The organism is Agromyces solani (assembly GCF_058349925.1).
In genome coordinates this window covers 174,475-195,734 of the sequence record NZ_JBYRER010000003.1, presented here as the reverse complement: position 1 = coordinate 195,734, position 21,260 = coordinate 174,475, and the positions used below count along the sequence as shown (strand labels likewise).

General features: G+C 70.7%; 15 protein-coding genes. All 15 read left to right on the top strand.

Annotated features, from left to right (window positions below; genetic code table 11):
• Positions 1-54: 54 nt before the first annotated feature.
• The 15 genes from AC3RJ7_RS13340 to AC3RJ7_RS13270 all read left to right on the top strand — a co-directional run bounded on the left by AC3RJ7_RS13340 (position 55) and on the right by AC3RJ7_RS13270 (position 21,093).
• Positions 55-1,683, top strand: a complete 1,629-nt coding sequence (locus AC3RJ7_RS13340; RefSeq protein WP_491456344.1) for a sugar ABC transporter ATP-binding protein — start codon at positions 55-57, stop codon at positions 1,681-1,683.
• Positions 1,680-2,765 (top strand): ABC transporter permease, encoded by a 1,086-nt coding sequence (locus tag AC3RJ7_RS13335; protein ID WP_491456343.1) that lies wholly within the window; start codon positions 1,680-1,682, stop codon positions 2,763-2,765. The genes AC3RJ7_RS13340 and AC3RJ7_RS13335 overlap by 4 nt, the downstream gene beginning before the upstream one ends.
• Positions 2,762-3,817 carry an ABC transporter permease gene (locus AC3RJ7_RS13330; RefSeq protein WP_491456342.1) on the top strand — a complete coding sequence of 352 codons (1,056 nt, stop codon included), beginning with the start codon at positions 2,762-2,764 and terminating at the stop codon, positions 3,815-3,817. Before AC3RJ7_RS13335 ends, AC3RJ7_RS13330 begins: the two co-directional genes overlap by 4 nt.
• 215 nt (positions 3,818-4,032) lie before the next feature.
• Positions 4,033-6,990 (top strand): carbohydrate binding domain-containing protein, encoded by a 2,958-nt coding sequence (locus AC3RJ7_RS13325; RefSeq protein WP_491456341.1) that lies wholly within the window; start codon positions 4,033-4,035, stop codon positions 6,988-6,990.
• 167 nt (positions 6,991-7,157) lie between these two features.
• Positions 7,158-8,207, top strand: coding sequence for a LacI family DNA-binding transcriptional regulator (locus AC3RJ7_RS13320; protein WP_491456340.1), 1,050 nt, complete (start codon positions 7,158-7,160; stop codon positions 8,205-8,207).
• A gap of 172 nt (positions 8,208-8,379) precedes the next feature.
• A complete protein-coding gene (locus AC3RJ7_RS13315) occupies positions 8,380-9,711 on the top strand; it encodes an ABC transporter substrate-binding protein (protein ID WP_491456339.1) in 1,332 nt (443 codons plus the stop codon).
• An 81-nt stretch (positions 9,712-9,792) separates the two neighbouring features.
• Entirely contained in the window at positions 9,793-10,740 is a 948-nt protein-coding gene (locus AC3RJ7_RS13310; protein WP_491456338.1) for a carbohydrate ABC transporter permease, read from the top strand.
• Positions 10,740-11,696, top strand: a complete 957-nt coding sequence (locus AC3RJ7_RS13305; RefSeq protein ID WP_491456337.1) for a carbohydrate ABC transporter permease — start codon at positions 10,740-10,742, stop codon at positions 11,694-11,696. Before AC3RJ7_RS13310 ends, AC3RJ7_RS13305 begins: the two co-directional genes overlap by 1 nt.
• A 70-nt stretch (positions 11,697-11,766) precedes the next feature.
• Positions 11,767-13,278, top strand: coding sequence for an arabinosylfuranosidase ArfA (gene arfA, locus AC3RJ7_RS13300; protein ID WP_491456336.1), 1,512 nt, complete (start codon positions 11,767-11,769; stop codon positions 13,276-13,278).
• Between the two features lie 10 nt (positions 13,279-13,288).
• Entirely contained in the window at positions 13,289-14,557 is a 1,269-nt protein-coding gene (locus AC3RJ7_RS13295) for a D-arabinono-1,4-lactone oxidase (protein ID WP_491456335.1), read from the top strand.
• 59 nt (positions 14,558-14,616) lie between these two features.
• Entirely contained in the window at positions 14,617-15,687 is a 1,071-nt protein-coding gene (locus tag AC3RJ7_RS13290; protein WP_491456334.1) for a LacI family DNA-binding transcriptional regulator, read from the top strand.
• A gap of 261 nt (positions 15,688-15,948) precedes the next feature.
• Positions 15,949-16,695, top strand: coding sequence for an L-ribulose-5-phosphate 4-epimerase (locus AC3RJ7_RS13285; RefSeq protein WP_491456333.1), 747 nt, complete (start codon positions 15,949-15,951; stop codon positions 16,693-16,695).
• Complete coding sequence (locus AC3RJ7_RS13280) at positions 16,692-18,407, top strand: xylulokinase (RefSeq protein WP_491456332.1); 1,716 nt, start codon at positions 16,692-16,694, stop codon at positions 18,405-18,407. The genes AC3RJ7_RS13285 and AC3RJ7_RS13280 overlap by 4 nt, the downstream gene beginning before the upstream one ends.
• Before the next feature lie 161 nt (positions 18,408-18,568).
• On the top strand, positions 18,569-20,092 hold the full coding sequence (gene araA, locus AC3RJ7_RS13275; protein WP_491456331.1) for an L-arabinose isomerase: 1,524 nt from the start codon (positions 18,569-18,571) through the stop codon (positions 20,090-20,092).
• A gap of 5 nt (positions 20,093-20,097) precedes the next feature.
• The gene (locus tag AC3RJ7_RS13270) at positions 20,098-21,093 is read left to right on the top strand and encodes an aldose 1-epimerase family protein (protein WP_491456330.1); all 996 of its coding nucleotides are present in this window, start codon (positions 20,098-20,100) and stop codon (positions 21,091-21,093) included.
• Positions 21,094-21,260 lie beyond the last annotated feature (167 nt).

Below are 21,260 nucleotides of genomic sequence, written 5' to 3'. Positions count from 1 at the left end.
CGCCCCCACGAAGCGGGTCGTGACGACGCGACCCCGTCACAGGATGCGATTGCCATGAGTGAAGCACTGCCCATCGTCGAGATGCGCGACATCTCGATCGAGTTCCCGGGCGTCAAAGCGCTGGACGGGGTCGACTTCCGTCTCTTCCAGGGCGAGGTCCATGCGCTGATGGGCGAGAACGGCGCCGGCAAGTCGACGCTCATCAAGGCGCTCACCGGTGTCTACCGGATCGACCGCGGTTCGATCGTCGTCGCCGGCCGGGAACGCCAGTTCAACGGCACGGCCGACGCGCAGAACGCGCGCATCTCGACCGTGTACCAGGAGGTGAACCTGGTCACCAACCTCACCATCGGCGAGAACGTCATGCTCGGGCACGAGGTGCGCGGCGCGTTCGGCGTCAACTGGAAGGCCACCCACCAGGCCGCCACCGAGGCGCTCGCCCGGCTCGGGCTCGAGCACCTCGACACTCGCAAGCCCCTCTCGACACTCTCCATCGCGATGCAGCAGCTCGTCGCGATCAGCCGGGCGATGGCGATCAAGGCGAAGGTCCTCATCCTCGACGAGCCGACCTCGAGCCTCGACGCGGCGGAGGTCGAGGGTCTCTTCCGCGTCATGCGGACCTTGCGCGACGAGGGCGTCGCCATCCTCTTCGTCTCGCACTTCCTCGACCAGATCTATGCGATCAGCGATCGCATCACGATCCTGCGCAACGGCCGCTACGAGGGCGAGTACCTCACGCGAGAGCTCGACCGGCACGCACTCATCTCGAAGATGATCGGCAAGGACCTCAACGTGCTCTCCTCCCTCGGCGGCAACCGCCGCGTCGAGGAGCGCGACTACACCGCCGAGCAGCCGCTGCTCACCGCGACGGGCATCGGCCGTCGCGGTTCGATCGAACCGACCGACCTCGATATCCATCCCGGCGAGGTCGTCGGGTTCGCCGGCCTCCTCGGCTCGGGTCGCACCGAGCTCGCCCGCCTGCTCTACGGGGCGGACCGCGTCGACGAGGGCGCCATCACCCTGCGGGGCAAGCGCGTCGACATCAGGAACCCCGCCGACGGCCTCGGCAAGCGCATCGCCTTCTCGACCGAGAACCGGCGCGACGAGGGCATCATCGGCGATCTCACGGTCCGCGAGAACATGATCCTCGCGGTGCAGGCCGAGCGCGGCTGGGCCCGGCCGATGTCGCGCAAGGAGCAGGACGAGATCGTCGACCGGTACGTCACCGCGCTCAATGTGCGCCCCGCCGACCCGAACCGCCTCATCAAGAACCTCTCCGGCGGCAACCAGCAGAAGGTGCTGCTCGGCCGCTGGCTCGCGACGAAGCCCGACCTGCTCATCCTCGACGAGCCCACGCGCGGCATCGACGTCGGCGCGAAGGCCGAGATCCAGGAGGCCGTCGCCCGACTCGCCGAAGACGGCGTCTCGGTCGTGTTCATCTCCTCCGAGCTCGAAGAGGTCGTGCGGCTCAGCGAACGCATCGTGGTCCTCAAGGACCACCAGAAGATCGGCGAGATCGTGAACGGCCCCGAGGTGACGGCGCAACAGGTCGTCGACGTCATCGCCGCCCACGGTGTCGAGGCCGCCGCGCGCAGTGGCATCATCGATGCCGAGGACGACCGGCACCCGACCGCCTCGACCATCAAGGGGCAGCTGCCCGAGCTGACGGAGGAACACTCATGAGCACCGCCGCTCGACCCACTTGGCTGCACGACCTCGTGCGCAAGCCGTTCTTCTGGGGCGTGGTCGCGATCATCGCCCTCCTGCTGCTCAACGTCGTGAAGGACCCGACCTACCTGGCGATCTCGGTCAACCCCGAGAACGGCAACCTCGTCGGCAACCTGGTCGACATCCTCCGCGCCTCGGCGCCGATCCTCATGATCGCCGTCGGCATGTCGCTCGTGATCGCCACCGGCGGCATCGACCTCTCGGTCGGGTCGGTGATGGCGGTGTCGGGTGCGGTCGCGATGGTGTTCATGAAGGACGCCGGACAGTCGGGTTCCCTCGGCGTCGCCCTAGGGGCCATCGGGCTCGCGCTCGCCGTGAGCGCCGTGCTCGGTCTCGTGAACGGCGTGCTGGTCGCCTACATCGGCCTGCAGCCCTTCATCTCGACGCTCATCATGATGCTCGCCGGGCGCGGCATCGCGAAGGTGATCACGGAGGGCCAGAACACCTCGGCGACGAACGATCCGTTCCGCTGGCTCGCGAACGGCTTCGTCGTCGGCCTCCCAGTGGTGTTCCTGCTCGCACTCGCGATCGTCGGGCTCGTCGGGCTCGTCGTCCGCCGCAGCGCCCTCGGACTCATGATCGAGGCGATCGGCATCAATCCCAAGGCGAGCCGCATGGCCGGCATCCGGCCGAGCGGACTGCTGCTGACCGTCTACGTGCTGAGCGCCGTGCTCGCCGGCATCGCCGGCATCATGTCGGTCGGCACCGTGATGACGGTCGACGTCTCCCGAACCGGCTACCAGATGGAGCTCGACGCGATCCTCGCGGTCGTCATCGGCGGCACGTCGCTGTCGGGCGGCAAGTTCTCCATCGGCGGCGCCGTGGTCGGCGCCCTCCTCATCGCGACGCTCGACAAGACCGTCGTGTTCCTCGGTATCTCGTCGTCGGCCACGCCGGCGTTCAAGGCGATCGTCATCGTCGTGCTCTGCCTGCTGCAGTCCGACCGGGTGCGCGGCTGGTTCGTGCAACGTCGGAAGCCTCCGAAGGAGCGAACCGTTCCGAACGCCGTGACCGCGAAGGAAGAGGTGCCGGCATGACCGCGCTGCAGTCCCCCCGTCTCGAGACGCCGGCCGAGGCATCCCCGCCCTCGCGCCTCTGGGAACGCGTGAAGCGCGTCGTCGCCTCGAACCCGTCCGTGCTGCCGACGGCCGCGGCCATCGTGATCTTCATCGGCATGGTGATCTACGGCGAGATCGCGTACGGGCGCATCGTGCAGAACAACACGCTGTCGAACCTGCTCATCAACAACGCGCACCTCATCATCCTCGCGGTGGCGATGACGTTCGTGATCCTGACCGGGGGCATCGACCTGTCGGTCGGGTCGGTGATCGCGCTGTCGAGCGTCGCTGGCGTCATGCTCTCGAACGCGGGATGGAACCCGTGGGTCGTGATCGTGCTGATGATCCTCATCGGCACCGCGTTCGGCCTCGCGAGCGGCATCCTCATCCAGTACTTCAACGTGCAGCCGTTCATCGCGACGCTCGCCATGATGTTCCTGGGGCGGGGCCTCGCATCGCTGCTCAGCACGAAGCCGGAGCGGCTCGCCGACGACTCGCCGATCCTCTGGCTCGGCGAGCAGTTCAAGGTCATCGACGGCGAGAAGGTGAACGACGTCGTCATCACCCCCGGGGTCATCATCGCCGTGCTGGTCGTCCTCGTCGCGTTCTTCGTGCTCCACCGCACCCGCACCGGCCGCACCGTCTACGCGATCGGCGGGTCGGAGAGCTCGTCCTCGCTCATGGGTCTCGCGGTGCCGCGCACGAAGGTGCTCGTCTACGTCATCAGCGGGACGCTCGCGGGCGTCTCGGCGGTCGTGTACACGTCGCGCCTCGGCATCGCGCAGAACATCACCGGCATCGGGTGGGAGCTCGACGCGATCGCCGCCACCGTCATCGGCGGCACGCTGCTCACCGGTGGCTACGGCTACGTGCTCGGATCGGTCGTCGGTGCCCTCGTGCTCGGACTCATGAACGTGCTCATCACCCGCGACGGCGGAATCCCGCCCGAGATGACGACGATCATCACCGGCGGCATCCTGCTCGTGTTCGTGCTCCTGCAACGCCTCGTGCTCATGCGTCGGCGGGAGTAGCCGCCCCTCCCGATACCCGGCGATCTCGTCGACGGCACTTCCTCACACCCACAAGCCCGATAGGGGCCGGGGCGGACGGTTCACGCGAACCGGCTGCCGCCGGCAGCACCATCGAGCTCAGCCATCGTGTCCAGACGTTGCTTCGAGCCGGTGTTCCGGCGTGCGCGGCGGGAGGCGGGCGGAGCTCATCGCGATCGAATCAAAGGAGACAAGACGTGAAACGACATGAACGACTCGCGGGCCGCGGACGCGGTCGCCCGGCCCGGGCGCTCGCCGCGACGCTCGGCATCGGCGCCCTGCTCGCCTCCGCGCTCAGCGTCGGGGGAGGTGCCTACGGCGCCACGGTCGACCTCATCGAGAACGGCACGTTCGAGACGGGCATCGCCGGATGGACGGCGCCCCTCGGTGGCACGCTCGCGGGGAGCGGCGACGCGAAGTCGGGGGCGAAGGCGCTCGCCATCAGCGGGCGGACGAGCTTCCAGTCCGGTCCCGCGGCGACGGTCACCGGCCTGCTCGACACCGAGACGTCCTACGACCTGAGCCTCGCCGTCAAGTTCGACACCGGACGAGCCTCCCAGAACTTCAACGTCGTGCTCTGCACGGCATCGCGGAGCCGTTGCGACGTCGTGGCCTCCGCGGCGGTGACCGCGGGCCAATGGACCACCATCGACAAGACGTTCACGCCGCTCTCGGCCGACTACGACATCCTCTTCGTCGAGACCCCGTGGAACACCGACATCCAGACGTTCGTCATCGACGACGTGTCGCTCACGACCGAGGGCGGGTCCGGACCGGCCGTCGAGGAGCCGCCCGCCGTCGCCGGCAACCTGCTCCCCGACGGTCGCTTCGTCGACGGCTTCACGGGGTGGAGCAACGTGCGCGGCGGCACGCTCGCGCTCAGCACGGATGCCGCGAGCGGTGCCAACTCCCTGCAGGTCACCGGCCGCGCCAACACCCAGTCGGGGCCGTTCGCGGACGTCACGGGCAAGCTCGAGGCCGGCGCGACCTACCGCATGAGCGGCAAGCTGAAGTACGACCAGGGCAACGACACCCAGCAGTTCAACTTCACCTTCTGCCCCTCGAACTTCAACGGTTGCGCCGACTACGGCCAGAGCTTCACGCGCGGCGAGTGGGGCACCTTCTCGCGCGAGTTCACGGCGGAGGCGAAGCATGCGGCGGCGAACTGGCTCTTCGTCGAGACTCCGTGGGGATCGAACGCGCTGCAGGACTTCAAGGTCGACGACGTCTCGCTGATCAAGATCGCCGACGCCCCGCCCGCTCCGGAGTTCACGAGCCTCGAGAAGGTGCAGACGAAGCCGGTCGGCGACCACAACCCGCTCGTCGGCCACAAGTTCGGCGCAGACCCGCACCACCTCGTGTACAACGGGCGGCTCTACATCTACTCGACCGACGACACCCAGCAGTACGAGCTCAACAGCAAGGACGCGAACGGCCTGCCGACGCAGTCGAACGGCTACGGCGGCATCACCCGGCTGAACGTCATGTCGACGAGCGACATGGTCAACTGGGTCGACCACGGTGCCGTTCCGGTCGCCCGTGAGGGCGGCGCCGCCCCATGGGCCCGCAACTCCTGGGCTCCGGCGGCCATCGAGAAGGACGGCAAGGTCTACCTCTACTTCTGCGACAGCGGAACCGGCACCGCGGTGGTCGTGGGCGGCTCGCCGCTCGGGCCGTGGACCGACCCGCTCGGCAAGAAGATCATCCCCGACACCGTCTCGCAGGACTACATCGCGAGCGGCGGGTTCCCGGCGGGCATGTGGCTCTTCGACCCCGAGGTCTTCATCGACGACGACGGGCAGGGCTACCTGTACTTCGGCGGGAACTCGCAGATCGGCACCGCGCCGAACGTGCAGGGGCCGCAGAACCCGAAGTCGACGCGTGTGGCGAAGCTGAAGGACGACATGGTCACCCTCGACGGCGACCCGGTCGAGATCGACGGGCCCGGCATGTTCGAGGCCTCGAGCATGTTCAAGCACGGCGACAAGTACTACTACTCGTACTCGTCGAACTTCCAGGTGAACGAGGTGCCGGGGCAGTACCCCTCCCGGGGCGCCATCGCCTACATGATGACGGACGACCCGATGGACCTGCCCGCCGCGAAGTACGCCGGCGTCGCGTTCCAGAACCAGGGCACGTTCTTCGGCGCGGGCAACGGCGGCAACAACCACTCCGACATGTTCACCTACAAGGGCGAGACCTACTTCACCTACCACGCGCAGACGCGCGGGGCTGCGTGGGCGGCCGCGCTCGGCACCCCGGGTGCGACGCAGGGCTACCGCTCGGTGCACATCGACAAGCTCGAGTTCAACGCCGACGGCACGATCAAGCCGATCACGGGCACCCGCGCCGGGGTGGAGCAGGTCGAGGCGTTCGACCCGTACCGCACGTTCGAGGCCGAGACCCTCGCCTGGCAGCTCGGGCTCAGCACGGCGAAGACCGACGTGCCCTCGGCCGAGTTCCCCGAGCACAACGGGAACGGCAACATGGTGCTGTCGCGGGTCGACGACGGCGACTTCGCCGGCCTCTCGGGCGTCGACTTCGGCTCAGGGGCCACGTCGGTCTCGGCGAAGGTGAAGCCGCTGGTCGAGGGCGGGAGCATCCAGGTCCGCCTCGACGACGCCGACGGGCAGGTCGTCGCCGAGATCCCGGTCGACGGAGAGATCGGCGAGTGGACGACGGTCACGGCGGACGTGAGCGGTGCCGCGGGCACCCACGACGTGTTCTTCGTGTTCGCCGCGCCCGAAGGGCTCGACGCCGAGGCCGATCTCGTCGAGGTCGACAACTGGGCGTTCGCGGCGGTGCAGCCGACGGCCCCCACGGCGCCGCAGGCCGTCGCCGTCGTCTCGGGCGATGCCAGTGCGACCGTGACGTGGCAGGCACCCGCGAGTGACGGCCACGCGACGATCACCTCGTACCGCGTGACCGCGACCCCCGTGGTCACCGGCGGCAAGTCGAAGCAGGCGGTGCCCGTCGTCGTCGAGACGACGGAGACGGCCGCGACCCTCGCCGGCCTGCGCAACGGCGTCGACTACACCGTCACGGTGACGGCGACCAATGAGGTCGGCACCTCCGAGGCGTCCGAGTCGGTGACGGCGAGCCCGCGCGTCGCGAGGGCGACCCCGGCCACACCGCCCTCGAAGCCGGGCGGCTGATCGCACGCGAACGGGCCGGGCCCCTGCGGTCCGGCCCGTTCGTGCGCGCACCGCGTGCGGAGGCGTCCGACCGGGGCCGCGTCGGACGCGCCGTCGACGACGGATGGCCGACGCCGGTTCACAACGTTGTACAGTGACTCCATCCGAGTTCGGCGAGGGAGGGCGCGATGGCGGTGACGCTGCACGACGTCGCCCGGGTCGCCGGGGTGTCGATCAAGACGGTCTCGAACGTCATCAACGACTACCCGCACATCAGGCCGGCGACGCGCGAGAAGGTCGAGCGGGCCATCGCCGAGCTCGGCTACACGCCGAACCTGACCGCGCGCAGCCTGCGATCCGGGCGGAGCGGCGCGATCGCGCTCGCCGTGCCCGACCTCGCCCTCGCCTACTTCGCGGAGCTGGCCGCCTCGGTCATCGCCGCGGCCGAGGCGTCGGGGCTCGTCGTGCTGGTGGAGCAGACCGGCGGAGACCGCGACCGCGAGCTCGAGCTCCTGCGCAGCCCGCGCCTGAAGATGACCGACGGGCTGATCTTCAGCGCGCTCGGCCTCGGGCAGGACGACGCTGACGTGCTCGACGTGCCGTTCCCGCTCGTGCTGCTCGGCGAGCGCATCTTCGACGGCCCGACCGACCACGTCACGATGCAGAACGTCGCGGCGGCGAGGGCCGCGACCGAGCACCTCATCGCCGGCGGGCGGCGCCGCATCGCGGTCATCGGCGTGCACGAGGGCGAGGTCATCGGTTCGGCCGGGCTGCGCCTGCGCGGCTATCACGAGGCGCTCGAGGCGAACGGCATCGCGTTCGACGAAGCGCTCGTGGGGCCCTCGATGGCCTGGCACCGCGAGAGCGGGGCGCGTGCGATGCGCGAGATCCTCGGTCGCGGGGTGCCGTTCGACGCGGTGTTCGCGATGAACGACACCCTCGCGCTCGGTGCGATGCGCGCCCTCCTCGAGGCGGGGCGCCGCGTGCCCGATGACGTCGCGGTGATCGGCTTCGACAACATCGACGAGGCGCAGTACACGGTGCCGTCGCTGTCGACGATCGACCCCGGGCGGGAGTGGATCGCGACGACCGCGGTCGGCACGCTGATCGAACGCATCGAGCACGGCGCGGCCGCGGGCGGCCCGCGCACCCGCCTCGCCGAGTTCGCCGTGATCGCGCGCGAGTCGGCGCCTGCGACCGAGCCGGTTGCGGCCGCGGTCGCCTCCGTCGCCGGCTGACCGGCGCGCCGAGCGTCCCAGCGAGGTTGACACGTCGCCGAGGGCGGGGCATCATGTCCGTTACAACGTTTACGTACAACGTTGTAAATCAAGCGGATCCCCGCCGCGCCGACGTGGTCGCTGCGGTCCCCAGAGACATCGGTGTCCCCACCGCGAGAGGAAGCACAGCACAATGAAGTCGAAGTTCCTGGCCGTGGGCGGCGTCGCCGCCGTGGCGGCCGCCGCGCTCACCGGCTGCTCGGCCGGCGGCGCCGAAGAGGCCTCCTGCACCAACGAGATCGTCAACGCCGACGCCACCCAGGTCAGCGTGTGGGCCTGGTACCCCGCGTTCGAGGACGTCGTCGACCTGTTCAACGAGAGCCACGACGACGTGCAGATCTGCTGGACGAACGCCGGGCAGGGCAACGACGAGTACACGAAGTTCTCGACGGCGATCGAAGCCGGGTCGGGCGCCCCCGACGTCATCATGCTCGAGAGCGAGGTGCTCTCGAGCTTCTCGATCCGCGACGCGCTCGTCGACCTCACCGAGTACGACGCGAACGACGTGAAGGCCGACTACACCGACGGCGCCTGGAAGGACGTCTCGAGCGGGGAGGCGGTCTTCGGCATCCCCGTCGACGGCGGCCCCATGGGCATGCTCTACCGCAAGGACATCCTCGACCAGTACGGCATCGCCGCCCCGACCACGTGGGACGAGTTCAAGGCCGCGGCCCAGGCGCTGAAGGACGCGGGTGCGCCCGGCGTGCTCGCCGACTTCCCGACCAACGGGCGTGCGTACAACCAGGCGCTCTTCGCCCAGGCCGGTTCGGTGCCCTACGCCTACGACAGTGAGAACCCGACCGAGATCGGCATCGACGTGAACGACGACGGCTCGAAGCAGGTGCTCGCCTACTGGGACGAGCTCGTGAAGGGCGGCCTCGTCGCGACCGATGACGCGTTCACCGCGGACTACAACACGAAGCTCGTCGACGGCTCGTACGCGATCTACGTCGCCGCGGCCTGGGGTCCCGGCTACCTGCAGGGCCTCTCCGACGCCGACAGCGACGCGGAGTGGCGTGCGGCGCCCGTCCCGCAGTGGGACCCGGCGAACCCCGTGCAGATCAACTGGGGCGGTTCGACCTTCGCGGTGACGAGCCAGGCGGAGGACAAGGAGGCCGCGGCGACGGTCGCGAAGGAGATCTTCGGCACCGAGGAGGCCTGGAAGATCGGCATCGAGCAGGCCGCGCTCTTCCCGCTGTGGAAGCCGATCCTGGAGTCCGACTACTTCCGCGACCTCGAGTACCCGTTCTTCGGCGGACAGCAGATCAACAAGGACGTCTTCCTCGAGGCGGCGGCCGGCTACCAGGGCTTCACGTTCAGCCCCTTCCAGAACTACGCCTACGACCAGCTGACCGAGGAGCAGTTCGCGATGGTGCAGGGCGAGAAGACCGCCGATCAGGCGCTCGACGACCTGCAGGCCTCGCTCGAGCAGTACGCGACCGAGCAGGGCTTCACCCTCCAGTGATCGGCGGGGTGGATGCCTCGGGCTCGCGCCGAGGCATCCACCCACCCGGCCCCCAGACCGTCTCGACGAGGAGAACGAGCCATGACCACCCAGACCAGCGTCGCCGCACCCGCGGTGCCGCGTCGCCGGGCGCCGCGCGCCGGCGGATCCACCCTCCTGCGTCGACGGCAGCGCTGGGGCTGGCTCTTCGTCTCGCCGTTCCTCGCCGTCTTCGCGCTGCTGCTCGTGTTCCCGCTGGCGTACGCGTTCGGCATGAGCCTGTTCACCTCGACGCTCGCCACGGGCACCGAGTTCACCGGCCTCGGCAACTACGCGAAGGCGTTCACCGACCCGCTCTTCCTCGAGGGCATGCTGCGGGTGCTCGCGTTCGCGCTCGTCATGATCCCGGCCCAGCTCATCGTCGCGATCGCCGCGGCGCTCGTGCTCGACACGCTCGCGACGAAGCTCTCCAATCTCTCGCGACTGCTGATCTTCGCGCCGTACGCCATCCCCGGCGTCATCGGGGCGCTCATGTGGAGCTTCCTGTACAGCCCCCGCTTCGGCCCCGCCGGCACCCTCTTCGAGCTCGTCGGGCTGCCGACGCCCGACTTCCTCGCCCCGGGCACCATCTTCGGCAGCCTCGTGAACATCGTCACCTGGCAGTGGGCGGGCTACTACATGGTCGTGATCTACGCGGCGCTGCGCGCGATCGACCCGTCGATCTACGAGGCGGCGCGCATCGACGGCGCGAACGGCTGGCAGACCGCGCTGCGCATCAAGGTGCCGATGATCGGGTCGTCGATGGTCATGATCGTCATGTTCGCGCTCATCGGCACCCTGCAGTTCTTCACCGAGCCCGTCGTGCTGCGGAACGTCGCCCAGGGGGCGATCGACGCGGCCTACACCCCGAACATGTACGCGTACTCGCTGGCCTTCTCGTACAGCCAGTTCAACTACGCCTCGGCGATCGCCTTCTCGCTCGGCGCACTCGTCTTCGCCGGGTCGTTCGTCTTCCTGTTCCTCACCCGCAAGCAGAGCGGACTGAAGTGATGTCGATCCTCACCCAGCGCACGACCGACGCGGCCGAGCCGCTCACCACCGCCACCGGGGTGCCCTCGCACGTCGACCGCAGCGTCCACGGCGGGCGCGGCCGCGGCGGCCGGTCGGGCGGCCGACGCATCGGCTCGCACGTGTTCCTCGTGATCCTCGCGATCTACTTCGTGGTGCCCATCTGGTGGCTCGTCGTGGCAGCCACGAAGGACACGGCAGGCCTCTTCTCGAGCCCCGCGTTCTGGTTCTCCGGCGACTTCGCGCTGTTCTCGAACATCGCCGAGCTGTTCACCCATCAGGGCGGCATCTACTGGCGCTGGCTCGCCAACTCGTTCGTCTACGCGTTCGCGGGCGGCATCGGCGCGACGATCCTCGCGATCCTCGCCGGGTACGGCTTCGCGAAGTACGACTTCCGAGGGCGGGGCGCCGTGTTCACCGTCGTGCTCGGCTCGGTCATGGTGCCGCTCACGGCGCTCGTGATCCCGACGTTCATGCTGCTCAGCCAGTACGGCATCATCAACACGCCGTGGGCCGTGATCCTGCCGAGCCTCCTCAGCCCGTTCGGCGTCCACCTCATGCGGGTCTACACGCAGGACGCGGTGCCCGACGAGATGCTCGAGGCCGCCCGCATCGACGGGGCGGGCGAGCTGCGCACCTTCTTCCAGGTCGCCCTGCCGCTGCTGCGCCCGGCGATCGTGACGGTGCTGCTGCTGTCGGTCGTCGGCACCTGGAACAACTTCTTCCTGCCCCTCGCCGTGCTCACCGACCCGCAACTGCTGCCCGTCACCGTGGGCCTCAACCGCTGGACCGCGCTCTCGAACGCCGGCGCCGGCGGCGAGCAGGTCTGGAACCTCATCACCTCGGGCGCGTTCATCTCGGTGCTGCCGCTCATCCTCTCCTTCCTCTTCCTCCAGCGGTACTGGCAGGGCGGCCTGTCGGTCGGCTCGATCAAGTAGCGCAGCGGGCGGGATGCCTCGGCCGAGGCATCCGCCCCCTCGAACCACCTCGAAAACAGAAAGCACCCGCATGCCCAGCGCACATCTCACCATCGACCCGCACTTCACGGTCGGTCGCATCGACCGCCGCGTCTTCGGCGGCTTCGTCGAGCACCTCGGCCGGCACGTCTACGACGGCATCCACGAGCCGGGCCACCCGACCGCCGACGCGGAGGGCTTCCGCGCCGACGTCGTCGAGCTCGTGAAGGAGCTCGGGGTCTCGACCATCCGGTACCCCGGCGGCAACTTCGTGTCGGGCTTCCGGTGGGAGGACTCCGTCGGCCCCCGCGACGAGCGCCCGCGCCGGCTCGACCTCGCGTGGCACTCGACCGAGACCAACGAGGTGGGCCTGCACGAGTTCTCGTCGTGGCTCGACAAGGTCGGCTCGGAGCTCATGCTCGCCGTCAACCTCGGCACGCGCGGCACGCTCGAGGCGCTCGACCTGCTCGAGTACGCGAACCTCCCGGGCGGCACGGCGCTGTCGCAGCGCCGCATCGACAACGGCCGCACCGACGCGTTCGGCGTGAAGATGTGGTGCCTCGGCAACGAGATGGACGGGCCGTGGCAGCTCGGGCACCGGTCGGCCGACGACTACGGCAAGCTCGCGTCGCGGACCGCGAAGGCGATGCGCCAGCTCGACCCGTCGATCGAGCTCGTCGTCTGCGGCTCGTCGAGCGCGCACATGCCGACCTTCGGCGAGTGGGAGCGGGTCGTGCTGACGCACGCCTACGACGACGTCGACTACATCTCGTGCCACGCCTACTACGAGGAGAAGGACGGCGACCTCGGCTCGTTTCTCGCCTCGGCCGTCGACATGGACGGCTTCATCGAGACCGTCGTCGCGACCGCCGACCACGTGAAGGCCGTGCGCGGCAGCGACAAGACCGTGAACATCTCGTTCGACGAGTGGAACGTCTGGTACCTCTCGCGATTCCAGAACGTCGACAAGATCGAGGGCATCGACAACTGGCCGGTCGCGCCGCGCCTGCTGGAAGACGTCTACTCGGTCGCCGACGCGGTCGTGTTCGGCAACCTCCTGATCTCGCTGCTGAAGCACGCCGACCGGGTCACCAGCGCCTCGCTCGCCCAGCTCGTCAACGTCATCGCGCCGATCATGACCGAGCCGGGCGGGCCGGCCTGGCGCCAGACGACGTTCTTCCCGTTCTCGATCACCTCGCGGCTCGCGCAGGGCGCGGCGCTCGAACTCAAGCTCGACGCCCCGAGCTACGAGACGAAGGAGTACGGCGTCGTGCCGCTCGTCGATGCCGTCGCGACGCACGACGCGGAGGCGGGGAGCTCGGCGGTCTTCCTCGTGAACCGGTCGACGACCGAGCCGCTCGAGGTGACTGTCGACGTCGCCGCCCTGGGCGACGTGTCGCTGCTCGAGTCGCACACGCTCGCCGATGACGACGTGTACGCGAAGAACACGCTGGCCGAGCCCGAGCGGGTGGCGCCGGGCGCGAACCGCTCGGTCCGCATCGAGGGCGGGACGCTCACCGTGACGCTGCCGCCCGTGTCGTGGACGGCGCTCTCGCTCGGGTGATGATGGCTGCATGAGCGAGCGCAACTGGGCGGGCAACCTCGAGTACGGTGCCGCGCAGGTCGTGCGCCCGGAGTCGGTCGACGAGTTGCGCGAGCTCATCGCCGGCTCGACCGGCCGGCTCCGCGCGCTCGGCTCCCGGCACAGCTTCAACGACATCGCCGACACGAGCGGCACGCTCATCGAGACCGGTGCGCTGCCGACCGAGATCGACGCGGGCAGCGCGCCGGGCGCCGTGCGCGTCTCGGGCGGGCTGCGGTACGGCGCGCTCGCCGAGGCGCTGCACGCCCGCGGCCTCGCGCTCGCGAACCTCGCGTCGCTGCCGCACATCTCGGTCGCGGGGGCGGTCGCGACCGGCACGCACGGCTCCGGCGACCGTCTCGGCTCGCTCGCGAGCGCGGTGCGGGCGATCGGGTTCGTGGGGGCCGACGGCGGGGTGTGCACGCTGCGGCGCGGCGATGCCGAGTTCGACGGCGCGGTCGTGCACCTGGGAGCCCTCGGGGTCGTCGTCGCCCTCGAGCTCGAGGTCGAACCGACGTACGACGTCGCCCAGCACGTGTTCGACGGCCCGCGCTGGGAGGCCGTGCTCGCCGACCTCGACCGGGTCACCTCGCTCGCGACGAGCGTCAGCATCTTCACCACTTGGCAGTCCACCGAGCGGGCCGACCTGCTGTGGCTCAAACAGCGCGGGGATGCCTCGGGGCGAGGCCTCCCCGACGAGGCATCCGCCGTCGCCACGACGCTCGGGGCGACCGCCGCGGGCGCGCCGAGGCATCCGGTGCCGGGCGGCGACGTCCGGGCGACGACCGGGCAGCTCGGCGCGCCCGGCCCGTGGCACGAGCGGCTGCCGCACTTCCGCCTCGCGTTCACGCCGTCGGCGGGGGAGGAGTTGCAGTCCGAGTACCTCGTGCCGCGAACCGACGCGGTCGCGGCGATCGAGGCGGTGCGGGGGCTCGCCGCGCGGATCGCGCCGCTGCTGCTCGTGTGCGAGATCCGCACCATCGCGGCCGACCGGCTCTGGCTGAGCCCGTCGTACGGAACGGACGCCGTGGCCATCCACTTCACCTGGCGCCGCGAGCAGGCGGCGGTCGAAGCACTGCTGCCGCTCGTCGAAGGGGCGCTGCCGGCGACGGCGCGCCCGCACTGGGGCAAGCTCTTCACCCTCCCCGCGGAAGAGGTGCGCGCACGCTACCCGCGGTGGGACGACTTCGCCGCGCTGCGCGCACGGGTCGACCCGGAGCGCCGCTTCACGAACACCTACCTGGAGCGGCTCGGTCTGTGACGCGCCCTCGGCCTTGACCGGTCACGGTGGTCGTACACTCGGGCGATGGAGGTGACGGCGTGAGCGAGATCGATCACGAGGCGTCCGCGGCGGCCACGGGCGATCGCCGTCCGGCGCGGGCCATCGGCGTGCGCGAGGTCGCGGCGCTCGCCGGCGTCTCGCGGCAGACGGTCTCGCGCGTGCTCAACGACCACCCCGAGGTCGCGGCGGCGACGAAGGAGCGCGTGCTCGCGGCGATGCGGGAGCTCGACTACCGCATGAACAACGCCGCACGCGCGCTCGGCACGAAGCGCTCGCACACGCTCGGCCTGCTGGCCTCGGATGCCCTGCAGTACGGGCCGTCGCGCAGCATCGCCGCCGTCGAGGCGGCGGCCCGGGCGGCCGGCTACTGGGTCAGCGCGGCGTTCGCCGACTCCGGGGATGCGGCGTCGGTCGCGGCCGCCGTCGTGCACCTGCAGGCGCAGGGGGTCGAGGGACTCGTCGTCGTCGCGCCGCACGCACGCACGATCGAGGCCCTGTCGGCGCTCGAGATCGGCGTGCCGGTCGTCACGCTGCACTCGGCGGGCCACGGCGCGAACAGCTTCTCGGTCGACCAGGTCGCGGGCGCCAGGGCCGCGGTCGGATGCCTCGCCGACGCCGGCCATCGTCGCATCGCGCACCTCGCGGGGCCGGCCGACTGGCTCGAGGCCGAGGCGCGTCGCACCGGCTACCTCGCCGAGCTCGCCGCGCGGGACATCGAACCTGGTGCGGTCATCGCCGGCGACTGGACCGCCCGCTCCGGTCACGAGGCGACCGCCGCCGTGATCGACTCGGGCGCGACGGCGGTGTTCGTCGCGAACGACCAGATGGCGCTCGGGCTGCTCGGCGGCCTGCGTGAGGCGGGCGTGGACGTGCCGGGACGGGTGAGTCTCGTCGGGTTCGACGACATCCCCGACGCGGCCTACCTGTGGCCCCCGCTCACGACCGTGCGGCAGGACTTCGAGGAGCTCGCGCATCGCGCCGTCGAGGCGCTGCTCGCTGGGGCGAGCGGGGCGACGGTCGAAGCATCCACCGCGGTGTCGGGCACCGAGGCCGAGCGCATCGTGCCCGTGCTCGTCGAGCGCGCGTCGGTCACGCCGCCGCAACCCTGATCGAAGCGGCCCCGTTCGCCGTCGACGCGTCGCGCGCAGTTCGCGAGTGGCGTCGTGCGCAGTTCGCGAGTGGCGTCGTGCCCGCTTCGCCGATGTAGGAAGAATCGTCCGACACGCCGTGCCGGAGCCGACGACGTGCCGCGCCCGCCACGGAAGTTCCTACACTTCGGAATCGCCCCGGCTTGACGCGCTCGGCCGGTCGTGGTTCCATGTTCCGTGACCGGTCACAGTGACCGGTCACGGAACCTGAGGTCGCACATCGTGAGCAATGAAGCCCAGACGCCAGGCGCGGCGCCGTCGGCACCGCCGTTCACCGCCGAGGTCGAGGCCGCCATCGCGCAGGTCCGCGCCGACGTCGCCCGGCTCCACGGCGAGCTCACGCGCAACGGCCTCGTGGTGTGGACGGGCGGTAACGTGTCGGGCCGGGTGCCGGGCGCCGAGCTCTTCGTGATCAAGCCGTCGGGCGTGGTCTACGACGATCTCGCGCCCGAGAACATGATCCTCTGCACGCTCGACGGCGAGGTCGTGCCGGGCACCCCGGGTAGCGAACGGAGCCCGTCGAGCGACACGGCCGCGCACGCCTACGTCTACCGCAACATGCCCGAGGTCGGGGGAGTGGTGCACACCCACTCGACCTTCGCCGTCGCCTGGGCGGCCCGCGGCGAGGAGATCCCGTGCGTGATCACGGCGATGGCCGACGAATTCGGCGGGCCGATCCCGGTCGGCCCCTTCGCGATCATCGGCGACGACTCGATCGGCCGCGGCATCGTCGAGACCCTGACGGGTCACCGCTCGCGCGCGGTGCTCATGCAGAACCACGGCCCGTTCACGATCGGCAAAGACGCGAAGGACGCGGTGAAGGCCGCGGTCATGGTCGAGGACGTCGCCCGCACCGTGCACCACGCCCGCGAGGCCGGCGAGCTCATCCCGATTCCGCAGGAGGCGATCGACCGCCTCTACGACCGCTACCAGAACGTCTACGGACAGGCGGGGGACGCACGGCGATGAGCGACGACACCGGCACCGCGAACACCGGCACGGATGCCTCGGCGCGGGCGATCCTCGACGGCCGCACCGCCCTCGGCATCGAGCTCGGATCGACCCGCATCAAGGCGTGCCTCGTCGACGCCGGCGACCCGACCCGCGTGCTCGCCGTCGGCAGCCACGAGTGGGAGAACGAGTTCACCGACGACCGCCGCTGGAGCTATCGGCTCGACGCGGTGTGGTCGGGACTGCAGGCGGCCTACGTCGGGCTCGTCGCCGACGCCGAGCGCCGTCACGGTGTGCGGCCGACGACGTTCGGAGCGATGGGCGTCTCGGCGATGATGCACGGCTACCTCGCGTTCGACGCGCAGGGCGGGCTGCTCGTGCCGTTCCGCACGTGGCGCAACACCTCGACGGGCCGGGCGGCGGCCGAGCTGAGCGCGGCGTTCGGGCTCAACATCCCGCTGCGCTGGTCGATCGCGCACCTGCACCAGGCGGTGCTCGACGCGGAGCCGCATGTTGACCGCCTTGACTTCTTCACCACCCTCGCCGGTTACGTGCACTGGCGGCTCACGGGCCGGAAAGTACTGGGAATCGGGGACGCCTCGGGCATGTTCCCGATCGATTCCGCCACGGGCGGTTACGACGCCGGCCTGCTCGCGCGCTACGACGACCTCGCCGCCGAGCCGGCCGAGCGCGCGGGTCGAGGTCGCGGCATGCGGGTCGCCGAGTTGCTGCCCGAGGTGCTCGCCGCGGGTGAGCCGGCGGGCGCGCTCACGGCCGAGGGCGCCCGGCTGCTCGACCCGACCGGCGCCCTGGCACCGGGCATCCCGCTGTGCCCGCCCGAGGGCGACGCCGGCACGGGCATGGTCGCGACGAACTCGGTCGCACCCCGCACGGGCAACGTGAGCGCGGGCACGAGCATCTTCGCGATGGTCGTGCTCGAACGCCCGCTCGCGAGCGCGCATCATGAGATCGACCTCGTCACGACGCCCGCGGGCGACCCCGTCGCGATGGTGCACTGCAACAACGGCGCCTCCGAACTCGCCGCGTGGGTCGGCCTGTTCGAGCGGTTCTCGACCGCGGTCGGCGCGACCCGCGAGGGCGCGCCGATCGGGCGCGACGACGTCTTCGAGACCCTCTTTCGCGAGGCGCTCGACGGCGAGCCCGACGCGGGCGGCCTGCTCGCCTACAACACGCTCGCCGGCGAGCCGATCGCCGGGCTCGACGAGGGCAGGCCGATGGTCGTGCGCACCCCGGACAGCCGCTTCACGCTCGCGAATTTCATGCGCGCCCAGCTGTACGGCGTGTTCGGCACGCTCGCGCTCGGCATGCGGGTGCTCGACGGCGAGGGCGTCGAGATCGACCGCATGTTCGGTCACGGCGGCGTCTTCCGCACGGCGGGCGTCGCGCAGCGGTTCCTCGCCGGCGCCCTCGACGCCCCCGTCGCGGTCGGCGAGACCGCGGCCGAGGGCGGGGCGTGGGGCATCGCGGTGCTCGCCGCCCACCTCCGCGAGCGGGCGACCGCCGGCGGGGATGCCTCACTCGGCACCTACCTCGACGACCGCGTGTTCGCGGGCTCGGCGGTCGAGGTCGTCGTGCCCGAGGCATCCGACGTCGCGGGGTTCACCGCCCACCTCGAGCGCTACCGCGCGGGCCTCGCCGCCGAGGCGGCCGCGGTGCGTGCGCTCGAGCCGACCCGAGACCTTCCGGACGAGTCGACGAAACGTAAGTAGTCGACTTCGGTGGCCGCGGCGCGCCACCACCGTTCCGGCGGGGGCCTCGCGCCCCCGCCGGGCTCGGACCCGGAGCCGCCGGATCGAGTAGGCGCCCTGCGCCGTATCGAGATCATCCGAACCAGATCGACCGCATCAGCAGACCAGCAGAAGGAACGCGCATGACCCGCACGAAGCTCACCACCTCGCTCGACGGCTACGAGGTCTGGTTCCTCACCGGCAGCCAGCACCTCTACGGCCCCGAGACCCTCGCCCAGGTCGCCGAGCAGTCGCAGGCCATCGCGCGGCTGCTCGACGAGGCGTCCGACGTGCCGGTCCGCATCGTCTGGAAGCCCGTTCTCACCGACTCCGCCGCGATCAAGCGCACCGCGCTCGAGGCGAACGCCGACGACCGGGTCATCGGCCTCGTCGCGTGGATGCACACGTTCAGCCCGGCCAAGATGTGGATCGCCGGCCTCGACGCGCTGCAGAAGCCGCTCGCGCACCTGCACACGCAGGCGAACGTCGAGCTGCCGTGGTCGGACATCGACTTCGACTTCATGAACCTCAACCAGGCCGCGCACGGCGACCGCGAGTTCGGGTACATCCAGACCCGGCTCGGCGTGCCGCGCAAGACGATCGTGGGGCACGCGTCCGACCCGGCCGTGCAGCGGGAGCTCGGCACCTGGCAGCGCGCCGCCGCCGGCCTCGCCGCCTCGCGCGACCTGAAGCTCGCCCGCTTCGGCGACAACATGCGCTACGTCGCCGTCACCGAGGGCGACAAGACCGAGGCCGAGCTGCGGCTCGGCGTGCAGGTGAACACGTGGGGCGTGGGCGAGCTCGCTGCGGCTGTCGCGGCGGCCGCGGAGGCCGACGTCGACGCGCTCGTCGCCGAGTACGAGGAGCTCTACGACGTCGCCCCCGAGCTGCGCCGGGGCGGCGACCGCCACCAGTCGCTTCGCGACGGCGCGGCGATCGAGCTCGGCCTGCGCTCGTTCCTCGAGGAGGGCGGCTTCGGCGCGTTCACGACGTCGTTCGAAGACCTCGGCGAGCTGAAGCAGCTGCCGGGCCTCGCGGTGCAGCGGCTCATGGCCGAGGGCTACGGCTTCGGCGCCGAGGGCGACTGGAAGACCGCCGTGCTCGTGCGCATCGCGAACGTGATGGGCGCGGGCCTGCCCGGCGGCGCTTCACTGATGGAGGACTACACCTACGACCTCACCCCGGGCGACGAGCTGATCCTCGGCGCGCACATGCTCGAGGTCTCGCCCTCGCTGACCACGGCTCGCCCCACCCTGGAGGTGCACCCGCTCGGCATCGGCGGCAAGGACGACCCCGTGCGCCTCGTCTTCACCGCCGACCCCGGCCCCGCCGTCGTCGTCGCGATGAGCGACCTGCGCGACCGGTTCCGCCTCACCGCGAACGTCGTCGAGAACGTCGCGCCGCGCCAGCCGCTGCCGAAGCTCCCGGTCGGCCGCGCCGTCTGGAAGCCCGCGCCCGACTTCACGACCAGCGCCGCGGCCTGGCTCGCCGCCGGCGCCGCGCACCACACCGTCATGTCGAACGCCGTCGGCGTCGACGTCTTCCGCGACTTCGCCGAGATGGCCGGACTCGAGCTCCTCGTCATCGACGAGGACACCACGACCGCCGAGTTCGGCCGACAGGTGCGCTGGAACCAGGCGTACTACCGGCTCGCCCAGGGACTCTGACGGCGATGACGACGGCGACGGATGCCTCGGGGCGGTCGACCTCGGCCGATCTCGTGCCCCGCTCGGGCCGGCAGTTCGCGCTCGCGGCCCACGGGTACACCGCCGACGTCGCGAGCATCGGCGCGAGCCTGCGCACGCTGCGCTTCGAGGGGCGCGACCTCGTCGTGCCGTTCGAGGCCGACGAGGTGCGACCCGGCTACCGGGGCGCGACGCTCGCCCCCTGGCCGAACCGCGTCGTCGACGGGCGGTACACGTTCGACGGGGTCCAGCATCAGCTGCCGCTCACCGAGCCCGCGCGCGGGCAGGCCCTGCACGGCCTCGCCGCGTGGCTCGAATTCGGGCCCCGCGTCGTCGAGGGAGACCGGGTCGTACTCGGCGCGGTCGTCGAGCCGCAGGCCGGCTACCCCTTCCGGGTGGATGTCGAGGTCGAGTACCGGCTCGACGCCGATGGGCTCGCGCAGACGGTGACCGGCCGCAACCTCGGAGCCGATGCGGCGCCGTGGGGCGCGGGCCCGCACCCGTACCTCGTCGCGGGCCCCGGGCGCGTCGACGACTGGACGCTCGAGCTGCCCGCCGCAGAGGTGCTGACCGTCACGCCCGATCGGCTGAGCCCCGTCGCCGTCGAACCCGTCGAGGTGCACCCCGGCTTCGACTTCCGCGTGCCGCGCGCGATCGAGGGCACGTTCATCGACCACGCGTTCACGGGCCTCGCGGCCTCGGGCGACGTCGACGCGTCCGCCGGGGACTCCGGCGCGGCATCCACGCATCGGGTCGTGCTCACCGCGCCGGGCGGCACCGGCGTCGAGATGGTGTGGGATGCGGCCTGCCCGTGGGTGCAGGTGCACACCGCCGACACCCCGGGCCCGGCGGCGACCCATCGCATCGGGCTCGCGGTCGAGCCGATGACGTGCCCGCCCGACGCCTTCAACGCGGGGGTCGACCTCGTCGTGCTCGCTCCGGGTGCCGCGCACGCGAGCGGATGGCGGATCGCGGCGCGCTGAGCAGCTCTTCCATCGGTCTGGTCTCGGATGCGTTCCGGCGGCCGGACGCCGATGATGCCTGCCATCCCGATGCCACCTCGTCGCTCGTCGTCGACTTTCGAATTCGAAAGGAATTCGATGAGCCATTCGTAAGGTTCGGCCAGATATCGACTATTGCTCCGCGGATT